We start from the raw sequence: 14141 nt of genomic DNA, 5'->3' as shown, positions 1-14141 counted from the left end.
TGTAGTCGATTATAAGTCTTAATAATGAGGTTACTATCATGAAACGTATTAGAAGTTATCATACTCTACCAACTGGCTACAAAGAAAAATTAAGTATCAATTTAAAAGATAAGAAAATACTTGTATTCTTAAATATTGGTTCTATTTTATTGATACTACCTTTCATTTTAGGTTATGTTATATATTTAGATTTAAATCCCTATAATGATCCCATTACGATGAATCCATTAGACATACTTCTATATTTAGTATTCGCATTCTTTTCAATCATCATTCATGAACTCATTCATGGCATATTCTTTAAGCTAGGTACTAAAGAAAAGGTTAGTTATAAATTCCACGGATGGGCAGCATCTGCATCCGTGGAGGGTATTTACTTTTATAAAAATCACTATATCCTAACAGGTATTGCACCATTTATGATCATTACACCACTACTTGTCGCATCCATCTATTTATTCCCGATGCACTCTCTTGGTTTATATATCATACTAGCAATTCATACCGCTGGCTGTGTAGGAGATTTCTACGTCATATTAAAACTCATAAGATGTAAACCAGATACACTTATCCATGATTACGGTATTGGGATGACCATTTACAAGAAATAACAATAAACCCATCCATTCAAGTCATTTGCTTGAATGGATTTTATTTTGGGATTTTGTTGTAAAGTAACATAGTTACCAAGAAGTGCCTACTTCCCAAAAGATACTATCACTGTTATAATAAACTCGTAACATAAATACTTTAGGAGGTTACACATGAACAATTTTCACTCTAATCAATTTATGCAAGTAACAGATGTTACTTTAATGGTTTCAAACATTGAAACATCACTAAAGTTTTACCAAGAAGTATTTGGTTTTAAACTACTAGAAAAAATTGATAACACCTATAAATTAGGTACACACACCAATACACATTTAATAACATTAGTATATAATACACTATCTATGCCAAAACAACTTACAACCGGTCTATATCACTTCGCAATACTACTTCCTTCAAGAGCACACTTAGGACAATTCATTAAGCATATGATCGATACTAAAACACCAGTATCTGGAGGTGCTGATCATGGTATTAGTGAAGCACTTTACTTAGATGATCCAGATGGTAATGGTATTGAGGTTTATGCAGATAAACCAGAAAATGAATGGCCAAGATTTGATGAAGTTGTAAACAGTCCAATGGACTATCAAGACTTAGTTAATAAAGCACTAAAAACACAATTTACTAAAATTCCTGATGAAACCATCATGGGACATATCCATTTACATGTAGCTAACATGAAAGCAGCAAGAACTTTCTTCATTGATATATTAGGATTTCAAAACACTATGGAATATGGCCCACAAGCAGCATTCGTAAGTGATTTAGGTTATCACCACCATATTGGTTTTAATATATGGAATGGTCAAAATATACCAAATAATCCAGATAATGCAGTCGGTCTAAAATCTTATACCTTATATATTCCAAAGGATAGATATAATACTTTACTAGAACGTATAGACAAAGCTCATATCACATTAACCCAAGACAGTGATAAGGTGTATATTAAAGATGTAAACAACGTTAAAGTATATTTAACAACTGATTTTAGATAAAGTTATTGAAGTGGTCTACAAAGTTTAGAGTAGATCACTTTTTTAATGCAATATCGGGAAATTAATTCCCGATGCGATTATTAAGATTTGTGGTAAGGTGCATCAATTTTATAGATCGTGGTAATATGTAAGAGTTACGCCAATATTAATTTAATGGTTCCCCTTAATCGGGTAATAATTTCCCGATTATTAAGACTAGTCGGAAATAATATTCCCGATTTAGATAACCCTTGCAGTACATAAACACTTAAAAATGCCTAATAACGTGTCAAATAATCCATTATTTTAATTCTATATCATATTTAACTTCTTTTATATCGGAAAAAAATTTCCCGATATAATTTATAAATTATGTGGTGATGGGTAGTTATCCATATAGAAATAACCCAATCACATGAAAGTGATTGGGTTATTATGATTTATATATATATTTAATTATGGTTGAATAATAATGCCTGATCCGTCTGTAATAACAGTAGGTAATTTGCCATCCCATACATCATAGTAAAGTTGTTTAATAACAATTGTAGAAACCTCTTGAATTGTTAGATATCCTCCTGTACCATTTGTCTCAAACTCTAGTTTTTCTGCAGGCGTTTCAAACTGTAGGTCATACATTGTTTGAATTGCATTTACTGCTGCTGCATTTAATACAGCTTGAGCTTCTGCTTGTTTTTCAGCTACTACAAAATCAGATTGTGCTTTAATTAAAGCAATCTCTGCATCAATTTCAGCTTTAATACGATTTGTTTCATTGATAACGTCTTGTCTTGCTTTTTCTTGTTGTGCGATTTCAATTTGTTGAATTGCTTTTGCTTTATCTTGAATGATTTGTTCAATTTCAGTACCTGCATCTACATCATCAATAGAAACTGATACTAATGTTATATGATAGATATTCATTAGATCATTTGATAAGACATCTCTAAATGCAGCACGTACCTCTTCTAATGACACACCCATAATATCAAATATATTATGTTGTGTAGTTATACTTTGTAAGTTCTTTTTAACAATAGAGTTCAACTGTTGTGAAGAAATATCTACACTACCTGTTGTTCTATAAAATAGCCCTGCATTATTTGTTTCTATATTATAAATTACAGTAATCTCAAACTTTGCAAAAATACTATCTTCAGTTTGAGAATACACTTCTATATAAGATGTTCTATTTGTAGTAGATATAGTTGTTACATGTCTAAATGGTGATTTAGCATGTAACCCTTGACCATAGGTCTCTTCTAAAACTCCACCATTTAATTCATCAAATATAATACCTACTTCATTTGCACCTACGGTTGTAAATGAACCAAATAAGAGTATTAAAAATGCTAACGGTGCAGCCAGTATGGAAAAATAAACTTTACTTCCATATTTATGTTTGTAGTTTGCAATGATACCAATTGCTCCTGCAAGAAATACTACAAATAAGATAAAACTACTTATAACATATGCCATGTTAAAAAATCTCCCTCTATTTTTTAAGATACATTTATCTATAGCTCTATTTAAATGTGGTGGTCCACATTTCATATGTTTTTGGATAACTGTTCACTTAATATTATAACATCTATTAACATCCATATAATAAAATTCCTATCAAATTTGATAGGAATTTTAATGTATTTTATTTTTTAATTGTAATAAAACCTAAGTGTGTTTGATCGTCTTTTTCAAATGTATATGAAAATATTAAAGATGTTCTTTCACTTTCTTTTTCAAATGCTGTTTTTAGAAAACTAGCCTTGATTGTGAGTACATCATTTACATATGTATAGTCACTTGAAGTAATAGCATATCCATTAAGACTTTTAAACGTATAACCTAAGCTAGCAAAGGAAAGTTTTATGTCATCCTTAAAGTTAGTTGTTATATCTTTACTTGATATCATGTATGGTTTTTGATCTGTGAAACTTACAACCACCTCAAGTTCCGTGGAGTACAGTGAATCAAGGTAGCCTTTAGCTCTTGCAACAACACGAACCTTATATACACCTTCATGTGGGAAGGTGTAGCTATTCGTATTTACGATTGCATTAAGTCCTTCTGCAATAATAATGTAGCTTGTAGCATGCTCTACTTCATCAAACGTAAGCGTTGCAATTTCAAATTTTAGGTTTGTTGGTGTTTCCAATCTTGTAGTTGGTTTATCATCTACACACCCAATTAATATAAGAATCATTACAACACTTAAGACTAAGCTAAGCTTTTTCATCATATTATTCCATCCTTGTTTTTAATCTTATTAATAATTACTATTTGTTAAAGTAAAACCACCAAATTTATATACCAAGTTATCATCAGATTCACTTATTTTTAGTATATATTTTTGAGTTTGTAAACCATTTGGAGTTTCATTATAATACAAGCCAAATGTATAGTTAACTAAAGTACCTTCTTCTTTACTTGAGTATATATATTCCATGAGTACTTTACTATGTACACGAACTCTCATCTCTTGTTTATTTTTATGAATAGTGTACTCTAGTTTTGAATCAACAATCTTATAGTATAAGGCAAATGTGTAATAATAGTATCTTCCACCACGATACTCATTATAACTAAAACCAAATGTACTTACTGTTGATTGATTATAATCTGGTTCATCAAGTGTGATCTCTTTTAAATTATTCTCTATCACATTGATTTTTTGTTTGATTGAATCTAATTCATTCTTTGTTGTAAGTGTTGTTTGGAAAGTTCTTTCATCTTCACCAATGAACACATAACTATAACTTATGTCACGATTATTATTTGTAGTACAACCTACTAATATGAATAGAAAGCACAAACCTATGACTATCATTATTTTTTTCATTTTACAAATCCCCTATTTTTATTATACAAAGATTTAATCTATCTCTATATATTTTTATAAACCTAACATCATATTGTAACATATTTAAGCTAATTCATATAATGCTTATCTGTATTGAGCTCTACATAAATCTAGTTATGTTTAATAAAAACGTTATGAATTTATATCTGATTCTATTTTGATTACATAATCTCATTAAAAGCAGCAATACACATTCATATATGTGATTGCTGCTTATTATGATTGATTATTGATTTATTATGCCCAAATTTTATCGACAAGTTCTGGATGATCAATAAATGGATTTCTATTGTTTTGGAATCCATATATTAGATTATTTCTATTGATTTCAAAATCATCCACTGGATCTAGTTCATGCCACTGGAGCAGTGTTGCTAAATCACCTATGTTAGATAAGTTGGTTAAACCACCCCATCTAATATCCATGTAGAATAAGATTCTAGCAACATCCCCTCTATGGTGATCTCCTGGATACCATTTTGAATTGTAGTTACCAAAACCACCTGCATTGTATACTTGGTTAATAAATAGGTTGTTGCTTCTTGTGGAGTTTACAGTTGTGTCGGCAGCTCTTAAGTTATGTAAGTCTGCATCAATACCTCTTGTTGAAGCTCCCGGTTCGTAGTTACCTGTACCAAATAAAGATTTAGCCCAAACGTGTTCTCTATTCCAAGTAGCACCTTCATCCCATTTTGCTAGTGCATATCCTTCATCAGGATATCCACTACTTACAGATCCCTTTAATGTATCTGTATAAATTAAATACAAGTAGTTTGTATTAAATCCTATCCATGCATCGGTTTGTTCTAGATGATATCTAGCTGCGCCATATGTTGTTGTAGTATATTGTCCTGTATTATTTAGGACAGTATACAATTCATCTACTAGTGCTTGGCCACTAAGTCCATTAATAGACTCATAATAGCCTGTATAACTATCTACACCATCACTCACAATAATTATTATAACTTTGGTAGCTATATTTCCGGATTCATCTGCTGCAGTGAATTCCACTTCATAGGTACCTGTTGTTGTGAATATATATTGACTTGTAGAACTATTATAGAATTGATTGATAAGTGTAGTATCTACATCTATAAATGAAATTTCACCTTCAACATTATCTACTGCAGTTGCAGTAGGTAATGTCCATGAATCCCCTACTGAGAGTCGAACCGGACTTACGCCCGGTTCTAATGTAATTATTGGCGATTCGTTGTCTTCAGTAGGGTTATTTACTTTGAATTATATTCAAATTCAATTGAACTGTAATAAGATGCTCCACTTTCCCAAACAATCCTTACAAAACGTGCATTATCAGATGAAATATTAAAGACAATACTTGGAGTTGTTGGTGTGGGGTCAGCTAAAGTGAGTGCATTTGTTATGGTAGTTCCATTCGCGTGGCCTGTTAATGTGATATTAGCGTTTGATGTATAGCCTGATCCTATACCATATTTCGTACTTACTAAAAAATCAGATGTACTAGAAACTTCAACATACATTTTTGCTGATGCCCCGGCAAATGTACCTGAACTAGCCAATGTTATTCTTACAAACTGTAAGTTTCCTGGCAATTGACTTGAAGTTATATTTGACCTAGGATTTCTATTACTGTTACCTTGTATTACATAAGGCGTTGAACTTCCATTCCCATTCCTAGTCAATTGTTGACCACTGAATGTAACTGTATCTCTAGTCCAGGTCATATTACCATATGATGTCGGATATCCTGAATCTGTGGGTTTTAACACCGACACAATAGTATCGACTACAGGAGTATCATCTAAATCAAATCTAGCATAAACCGTTTTATCGGCTGTGATTTCTGTATTAAAATCAAATAAAATAGTAAATTCAGAATCCTCATACCAATCAACAAATGCATATCCTGACTTAATAGGATTTGATGGCCTTGTTGCTTTTAACCCATTAGCTACTTTTAATGTACTCAATGTTGTTTCTCCATCAACAAATGTCACTGTTCGTTCAACCAACCAGTTAGCATAAATAGTGGTATCCATATTTATTAAGGTATTGAAATCAAACACAGTGGTAAAGTCGGCTGAAGTGTACCAATTTTCAAATACATATCCTGGTTTAGTCGGATTTGTAGGTTGTGATACTTTATTATTTTCATAAACTTCTACATCATATATAGTATTTCCACCATTTGTATTAAATGCTACCGTATAAAATTCTCCATCTAATGTATACGTCAGGTCTGGTGTTCCAACAGTAAAATCTTCACCGTTATTATTCGAGTCAATAAAACTACTTCTTTTAGCCGATGTTGAGTTGCTTAAAACACCGACCGCTGCATTACCTTCATATTTATTTGCTGAACCAAAACCTACAAGGTCTACTACATTATATAAATCATTAGTTGACACTTCAGTCGTACCTAGAACAAGTGCAATCTTACCACTTGTTCCAGATAGGTTTAAAGTACCAGTAAAGTCAACTCTTGGAAGATCAGATTCTGTAGATCCACCGCCTAATTTTACTACAAAGTATTTACCTGCTAAAATCGTACCACTTAGTTCATCTTTATTGGTAAACTGGCCAGTAGCACTTGCATATTGTAGCGTATAATTTGATAAATCAATGTCAACTGAAGTTCCATTATAAAGAACAGCATAATCATTCGTATAAAGTGCTCCACTATTACCACCGCCACCATAAACTTCATATATCATCAAGCCTGTATTTGTTTTTGGTGTAAAATTATCAGAGTAGTAAACACCCGTATTAGTTTTAACATATCCTCTAATAAGTGCGAATGCATCTGTATCAACAGTTCTTAAAAACTCATTAGTGTTTGGTTGAATAGCGTCTGATGAGATAACTTGTACATTTGGTGTGTCAATTGTTAAGTTATTAACAAATACATCACTTGCCAAGATACCAGATTCGACAAACTCTTGACCAGCGGTTAATTCAAACTGTCCTAAGAAACTAGATTTACCTTCACTACTTCTTAAACCCAAATCATCTGACAGTGTAATAATTGTTGAAGGTGTTCCACCATCTGACTTTTGAGTAATTATTCTATCTCGTAACGCTGAGAATTTATAATTAGGATTATACGATACAACAACCCCATCTTCTTCCCAGTGTGTAAATGGACCTTCAGCAGTTAATGTAACAACTGAGTTATATGGATGAGCTTCGCCGTTAATCATGACTGTTGCTTCTGGATTAGTAAGTACATAATCCACGACATATACTGTATGTTCCGAGATTGGATCTAGAACCCCAAACGCAACAGGTGTTAACCCTGGTTTTGATAAGTTAGCGACACTAGGTGCGACTGGAGCTGTTTCCCCATCAACATAATCAACTGATAAAAACTCACCGTTAGAATCAATAAAAACTGCAGCCTTTTCTTCACCATTTGTGAAGACAGCCGTAATTTTACTATTTGATGTAACCATAAATTGTTCTAAATTATTTTCTATTATTTGTCCATTAACAACAAAGAACGCAAATTGTTTAGAATTAACTGCCTCTAAACCATTTAAAGAGGTAATATCAATAGATACTTTATTACCATGATTAAAACTACCTAGATCTGGTTTATGTACATCAAGATTACTCTCACCATGTACAATAGTAACATCAAACGAATAAGTATTGCCAAACCCCGCAGCTGCAGCTTTAGGTGCAGCGTGCATACCAATAAGTACTAATCCAACTAATGCTAAAAAGAAAATACTAATTTTTTTCATTATACACTTCCTCCGCCGCCCCATACTTGCTCAAAAAACGCAGCTCCAACACCGCTTGTAGCAATCGAATCCTTCATTGAAAACTCAGTAACCTCTATAGTTGGACTATCATAAGTCTTCTTTTTAAGTGTTTCTTTCTTCATGTCTTTTCTCTCCCTTTATTTATTTTTATTTACTTATAAGATACCTTCATTAGTATACTATACAAATTCATGATCTAAGACCTTAGATCCTAAGACTTTACTTAATGTTTACATTCAATTTACTAATCATTTAGATACCATAATCTCACTTAAATCATTAAAAGAGACCGACCAAAAAAATGGTCAGTCTCTTATATTTAAATTTGATAAAATGCTACCCATTAGACTAATAACTTTATTGTACATTTTAAAGTAAGTGCCCCTTTGCATGAATCAATATTTACAAGTAACACTACATTGTATTATATATATTAAAATAAATCAACTAATTTAGTAAAACGCTCCCAGTTTCCAATATAATAGCGTTTATTACTTATATTTTCTTATTACTTAATAAAACAGGTGACATTTAAAATGTCACCTGTAAATAATAAAATACTATGTTTAATTATCAAATAAATTGTGTTTCTTTAGTAACCCAAGAAACTTATCAACATCTGTTTTAGCACGAGAAGGTGTCACATCATAACTTTCAAGTAGTTTCATGATAAGTATTTCTTCTGTTGTTTCTTCTTTTAAGTTTTCAAATAAAAACTTACCTGTTTCATTTAATGTAATCATGCCATGAAATTTAGTTGCCTCAACACCTATAGGTACTACAATATGTTCACCAGCAACAGTTTTTAAAATATAATCTTTTTTTAATTTCATTTTATCCACCTATTTTAATATATATATTGGGTATTTATAGTTGATACCATCTTTTTGAAAGATCACAGTAAATTCTAATTTTTCAGCACTTCTTTTAAATCCATAAGTATCAAGTATGTAGTCTGCATAAAGGATTAATTCACCATTTTCAAATTTAAAATGCATATCCTTAATATCATAACCTTCTACACTGATAAATACATAATCAAATGTTTCAAATAAGAATTCTACGTCATCTTTAAAGTTAGTACTTTGAATTTGACCGTTATAAGCATAAGGTGTATCTAATCTATTAATCTCAAGTGTAATTTCATGATCTCCTAAATTCGTGTGAATCACAAATGTTAAAACTTCTTGTTTTAATTGCTGATTATCTTTTAGATTCTTAGTTAAAAAATTCATGTAACTTGTGCTAAAGTAGATAGTTTGATTAAACGCGTAATAGTCTATACGTTCACTTAATGCATTTTCTTCTACTAAATGATCATCTTCTTTTTTTGCTTCAAATAGTTCAATATAGTTTAAACCTATTGTTTTATAGGTGTATAGTGGTAACTCAAATTTAGAGTTAATACTATACTGGTAGTTATGCTTTGTAACTACTCTATCTGATTTATCTACAATAACTTTCGTTATTGGAGAAAATTCAGATTCATTATACATATCACTTCTTGCCTTAACGCGTATTTCATAGGTGCCCGGTTCTAAGTATGGTGGTAAATCTTCTTTTGAATTGTATACTGTGCCATTAATTTCTACATCATAGCTGTCAGCATCTTCATCGCGTGTAAAGAATACTTGGTTATTTAAAACTCCAATATCATCTGGATATTGTAAGAATCTAACCTTAAACTCATAAGCATCCGTAAACAAAGAATCTACAAAGTCTTCTACACCGCTAAGCGCTTGTATACGCACCTTGTATGACCCATCTTCTGTAAAGGTATATGTTGTTTCATATATATTAATATTTTCTCCATTAATACTTAAAATATATGAACTTGCTCCCTCTACCTCACTAAATGTTAAAATATTTTTTTCTACTTTTATATTCGTAGGTTGCTGTAGTCTAAACTCCATATCGCTTGGACTAGCACTACAAGATACCAATATAAAGGTAAAAAATAGAATCATGAATCCAATACTTATTTTTCTCATAAACTTCTCCCTAGTTTACCCTATTTTACCATTAATTTTTCTTTTAGACTTTTCTAAGACATAATTTTTATTAAATCTACATCCTTGTGATTAAGTTATTATATATTATATCCTAAATTTGAAATACTAACCCTTTATGAAAAAAGATGTTAGTAGTATTTTTATAGATTATATAAATCACTACTAACATCTTATTAAGTTTATTGCCTTTTATAATTGATGAGTCTAAGCTTACTTTCTAAGACTTATTAGTCAAAGTGATTAGCTAAATAAAACATTTACTAATTCTGGATGATCAATAAATGGATTACGGCTCTTTTGAATTCCAAATATTTTTTCGTTTCTAGATATCTCAAAATCACTTACTGGATCTTGTTCATGCCATGTTAAAAACATTTGGTATGAACCAACTTCAGTAATCTTAATGTTGTTACGTAATGTGATATATAATACAATACGCGCTACATCCCCTACGTGTTCTTCACCTGGGTAGAATGCACCATTAATCAACTTCCAATTAGCACCTGTTGCAGCATTTGTAAATGGATAATTAGAACGTGTTGAGTTGACTGATACTACTGCAGCTCTTAAGTTATGTAAGTCATCTTCTTTAGCACCAACTGCTCTTAGTTTAGATGCTGGTACAACGTGTTCACGGTTACCATATGCACCAAAACCAGTATAGATATTATAGTTTTTTCCATTGTAATTATCAATTGCTTGTACTTGGCTTGTAGAACCTGATTGTGAACCCATAGTCTTAATCATATTTGTTAAAGCTGATTTAAAAGCATTACCAGATAAACCATTTAATACTGAATAGTAACCTGTAAAACTTGAAATTGAATTAACTGTAATATTAAATGATTTAGTTTCAACAACTTCACTATCAAATAAGATAGTATATGTTAATGTAACTACAACATCATTATCTCCTTGGTTAATTACACCAGTATTTGATAATACAGCAGGGTTTGAAGATACCCAGTTAATAGTAGCACCAAATAATAATTCTCCTGCTACTGTTAAGTCTAGATTACTTGATGTTGATGTACCAATTGTAGGTAGTACAATGTTATCTAAAATAATTGCAGAGACGTTGTTAAAGTCAACTGTGTTATCTACTATTAACTCACTAGCACTTGTTACAAATATATAGTTATTTGATCCTTCTTTGTAAACTGGTGCAATGACACTTACTCTTAGACCTGGGTCTAGGTTTGCTAATTTGTTTTGAATTGCTAATTTTTCAGTTTGGTTTAAATCTTGTGGTACATAGATTGTAAAACTACCTTGATTTGTATGTAACACATAGTTTGTTTGAGTATTTGTATATTTAGTTGACATTAGACCAAAGATAGATACTAATTTGGATGGATTGTTTGCTATCTTGTCAGCAGTAATAATTAGTGGAGATGCTTCTTTAGTGGCTAACTTTTTAACACCACGAATATTTCCAATATAAATATTTGAGTTTTCAGTTAGTTTTGTACCTCTAACTTCAATTTCATCACCAGCTTTTAGTGTTGCATTAAGTGAAGTTGGTATTCTAACTAAAATCGCTGCTGTTTGGTCTTCCATGAAGACAAACAGTTCATTTCCTTTAGTATAAACAGATGTAACAACACCAACTGTTTTAACAAAACTTTGGTTTGTTTCACCTCTAACAGATAAAATAGTTGTTGGGTTACCCTCACCTAATTTAACAATAAATTGTTTTGTTAAAGAAAATTCACCATTTGTAAGTGTTGCTGTTAAGCTTACCTCTACTTGACCTTCACTTGGTACAGTTACTGCACCAGTTGAAAGATTAATTAAATTGTTGTTTGTGTTTGTTGCACTTGTATATGACCAAACAATTGTACTTCCTTTAGCACCAACTTTTGAAAGTGTTGCTACTCCATTTTCAATAAATGTTGTTGGAATTGATAATTGATTACGGTCTAATTCTACATTTAATTGTTCTGCTGGTTTAGCAGGTTTTAGATTAAACATTTTTAAATCAGAGATTTTAATTCTTGCTGTATTTTGAGTACCTACAGATGCATCTACAAAGATACGTAAGTTATCTAGTTCAACATCAGTGACTTCAATTAATTTACCATCCACTGTTAAGTGTGGTAATAAATCTAAGATGTCAACCCAATTACTACCAACTTTAGTTTGTAGCTTAGCAACAGTTGTTGCCGCTAAATCTAGATCACTCCAAGTTTTTAAGTTAAATGTGATTTTATTAATCTTTGTTTGGAAGTTAAACACAATCCAAGCAGTTGTTTGTGATGTGGATGCACCAGATAAGATTAATTCATTACCAGTTGTATTTGCACGTTTCTTTAAAATATCTACATTTTTATTTGTAACAGTATCCTTTAATACAGATGCTTCAGCACTATCAGAATAACCATGTTGTAAATCACCTGTAAATTGGAAGTGATGAACTAATGTTTCTTGATCAACTACTTCTTCACCATCAGTCACAGTAATTTGTACAACAACTTCAGCAACATTACCTTTTAAGTCAGTAGCTGTGTAGATAACATCATATGTACCAGAAACTTCTAAGTTTACAGCACTAGCATCCACTGATACTTGAACAACACCGTCAACTGCATCTAGTGCAGATACACCAGCTAAGTAGTTTGGAGCATCTTGACCAATTACATAAGTAATGTCTTTAGCACCGCTAATTACAGGTGCAACAGCATCTTCACCTGGTGTAACTGAACCTGAGCCACCATAAGTAATATCAATAGATACAATCCAGATTTGACCTGATTTAGTACCTGTTGTTGTATTCTTTAAGCTAAATTCTTTAATATCTAAATCTGTATATGTTTTAGTAGTACTTGATAAATCAGCTAAGCCTAATGTGATTTCTTGTGAACCAAGTTTTAATAAACCACTTGTCTCACCTTCAACAGTGTTTGAACCTACACCAAATACAATTGTAATTGCATTGATTTTTTGTTCACCTAATGTTGCAACTGTTAATGTATTACCATTACCAGTTGTTCTATCTGCATATAATCTTACAGATCCATCTTTATTTAAACCAATAATATTATTAAACTCTCCTACAGAGTCTGTTGTGACATTAAATACTGACTCTACTAGTCCAACTGAGACTGCATTATTTCCAGTTGTCATATTACCAGTAGTAGTACCAGTGTATTTAAATGTAACAGTTTCACCAACTACAGGTACTTCATTACTTGTTACAATTACTATTACAGTAACTTCTTCTTTATTACCTGCATTATCCATTGCAGTATAAATAATGTTATAAACGCCTTTAACGCTTAAGTTAACATTAGTAGTATCTACAGTAACATCAACTTCTCCATCTACATCATCGGTTGCTGACACACCATCTAAGTAAGATGGTTCAGCATCACCAATTGTATAGTTGATGTCTTTAGCACCCGTAATAACTGGTTTAGTTGTATCTGGTGTAATAACATCTTCTAATTTAATAACGATTAAATCAAAGGTAATATCTTTTGAATTACTACCTAAAGTTACTTTAGCAGTTAAAGTAACTGATTTATCAGCACTTTGTCTAGTAACTTTTCCCATGTTATTTTCTATTAAGATAACAACAGGATCACTTGATGTCCAAGTAATTGTAATTTCTTTATTATCTTCTAAGCCAGAAGGTAATGAGAAATCAGAAGTAATATGATCTAGTCTATCCCCTTCTGATAAATTAATTTCTACTTTTTCAAGCAATTCAGTCGGCAGTGTATCAATGGATTCACATGAAACTATAAATATTGAAATAAGCATGATTGTAATATTGTTACAAGTTTTTCATAGTGTGAATGTTCTCCTTTAATTTTCGCGTAACATATCAATATACATAATTTAAACTCAAATTACAAGTAATATATGCATCTTTATACTAATTTTATAATAACGGTTACATATATATAAAAATATGACCTAT

Annotated in this window: 11 protein-coding genes; 2 read left to right on the top strand and 9 right to left on the bottom strand. The window is 31.3% G+C overall.

The features are described from left to right. The first annotated feature begins 38 nt into the window (after positions 1-38). Both ACL_RS00810 and ACL_RS00805 read left to right on the top strand, forming a co-directional pair. Positions 39-611: a DUF3267 domain-containing protein gene (locus tag ACL_RS00810; protein ID WP_012242122.1), complete on the top strand. Its 573-nt coding sequence runs from the start codon at positions 39-41 to the stop codon at positions 609-611. A gap of 153 nt (positions 612-764) precedes the next feature. Further along, positions 765-1613: a VOC family protein gene (locus tag ACL_RS00805; protein ID WP_012242121.1), complete on the top strand. Its 849-nt coding sequence runs from the start codon at positions 765-767 to the stop codon at positions 1611-1613. Positions 1614-2048: 435 nt separating this feature from the next. Here the strand turns inward: ACL_RS00805 and ACL_RS00800 are convergent, their stop codons facing one another. The 9 genes from ACL_RS00800 to ACL_RS07130 all read right to left on the bottom strand — a co-directional run bounded on the left by ACL_RS00800 (position 2049) and on the right by ACL_RS07130 (position 13981). Further along, a complete protein-coding gene (locus ACL_RS00800) occupies positions 2049-3071 on the bottom strand; it encodes an SPFH domain-containing protein (RefSeq protein WP_041633726.1) in 1023 nt (340 codons plus the stop codon). A gap of 169 nt (positions 3072-3240) precedes the next feature. Beyond that, positions 3241-3831: a hypothetical protein gene (locus tag ACL_RS00795; protein WP_041633724.1), complete on the bottom strand. Its 591-nt coding sequence runs from the start codon at positions 3829-3831 to the stop codon at positions 3241-3243. 27 nt (positions 3832-3858) lie between these two features. Next, the gene (locus ACL_RS00790; RefSeq protein ID WP_012242118.1) at positions 3859-4431 is read right to left on the bottom strand and encodes a hypothetical protein; all 573 of its coding nucleotides are present in this window, start codon (positions 4429-4431) and stop codon (positions 3859-3861) included. A gap of 258 nt (positions 4432-4689) precedes the next feature. Beyond that, complete coding sequence (locus ACL_RS00785; RefSeq protein WP_012242117.1) at positions 4690-5466, bottom strand: endonuclease I family protein; 777 nt, start codon at positions 5464-5466, stop codon at positions 4690-4692. Positions 5467-5687: 221 nt separating this feature from the next. Next, the gene (locus tag ACL_RS00780; protein WP_012242116.1) at positions 5688-8183 is read right to left on the bottom strand and encodes an InlB B-repeat-containing protein; all 2496 of its coding nucleotides are present in this window, start codon (positions 8181-8183) and stop codon (positions 5688-5690) included. Further along, on the bottom strand, positions 8183-8326 hold the full coding sequence (locus ACL_RS07440) for a hypothetical protein (RefSeq protein WP_012242115.1): 144 nt from the start codon (positions 8324-8326) through the stop codon (positions 8183-8185). Before ACL_RS07440 ends, ACL_RS00780 begins: the two co-directional genes overlap by 1 nt. Positions 8327-8770: 444 nt before the next feature. After that, positions 8771-9037, bottom strand: coding sequence for a PqqD family protein (locus tag ACL_RS00775; protein WP_012242114.1), 267 nt, complete (start codon positions 9035-9037; stop codon positions 8771-8773). 9 nt (positions 9038-9046) lie between these two features. Continuing rightward, positions 9047-10195: a hypothetical protein gene (locus ACL_RS00770; protein ID WP_012242113.1), complete on the bottom strand. Its 1149-nt coding sequence runs from the start codon at positions 10193-10195 to the stop codon at positions 9047-9049. 261 nt (positions 10196-10456) lie between these two features. Then, positions 10457-13981, bottom strand: coding sequence for an immunoglobulin-like domain-containing protein (locus tag ACL_RS07130; RefSeq protein WP_012242112.1), 3525 nt, complete (start codon positions 13979-13981; stop codon positions 10457-10459). Positions 13982-14141: the final 160 nt, after the last annotated feature.

It is taken from the genome of Acholeplasma laidlawii PG-8A (assembly GCF_000018785.1).
Taxonomy (GTDB): Bacteria; Bacillota_I; Bacilli_A; order Acholeplasmatales; family Acholeplasmataceae; genus Acholeplasma; species Acholeplasma laidlawii.
Note: the sequence above shows the minus strand (reverse complement) of the source record. Positions and strands in the feature narration are given on the sequence as shown.

What these genes read in the sequence shown, in the direction of transcription:
- ACL_RS00810 (WP_012242122.1), top strand. Translation starts at nt 39, where the DNA reads ATGAAACGTATTAGAAGTTATCATACTCTACCAACTGGCTACAAAGAA.
- ACL_RS00805 (WP_012242121.1), top strand. Translation starts at nt 765, where the DNA reads ATGAACAATTTTCACTCTAATCAATTTATGCAAGTAACAGATGTTACT.
- ACL_RS00800 (WP_041633726.1), bottom strand. Translation starts at nt 3,071, where the DNA reads ATGGCATATGTTATAAGTAGTTTTATCTTATTTGTAGTATTTCTTGCA.
- ACL_RS00795 (WP_041633724.1), bottom strand. Translation starts at nt 3,831, where the DNA reads ATGATGAAAAAGCTTAGCTTAGTCTTAAGTGTTGTAATGATTCTTATA.
- ACL_RS00790 (WP_012242118.1), bottom strand. Translation starts at nt 4,431, where the DNA reads ATGAAAAAAATAATGATAGTCATAGGTTTGTGCTTTCTATTCATATTA.
- ACL_RS00780 (WP_012242116.1), bottom strand. Translation starts at nt 8,183, where the DNA reads ATGAAAAAAATTAGTATTTTCTTTTTAGCATTAGTTGGATTAGTACTT.
- ACL_RS07440 (WP_012242115.1), bottom strand. Translation starts at nt 8,326, where the DNA reads ATGAAGAAAGAAACACTTAAAAAGAAGACTTATGATAGTCCAACTATA.
- ACL_RS00775 (WP_012242114.1), bottom strand. Translation starts at nt 9,037, where the DNA reads ATGAAATTAAAAAAAGATTATATTTTAAAAACTGTTGCTGGTGAACAT.
- ACL_RS00770 (WP_012242113.1), bottom strand. Translation starts at nt 10,195, where the DNA reads ATGAGAAAAATAAGTATTGGATTCATGATTCTATTTTTTACCTTTATA.
- ACL_RS07130 (WP_012242112.1), bottom strand. Translation starts at nt 13,981, where the DNA reads ATGCTTATTTCAATATTTATAGTTTCATGTGAATCCATTGATACACTG.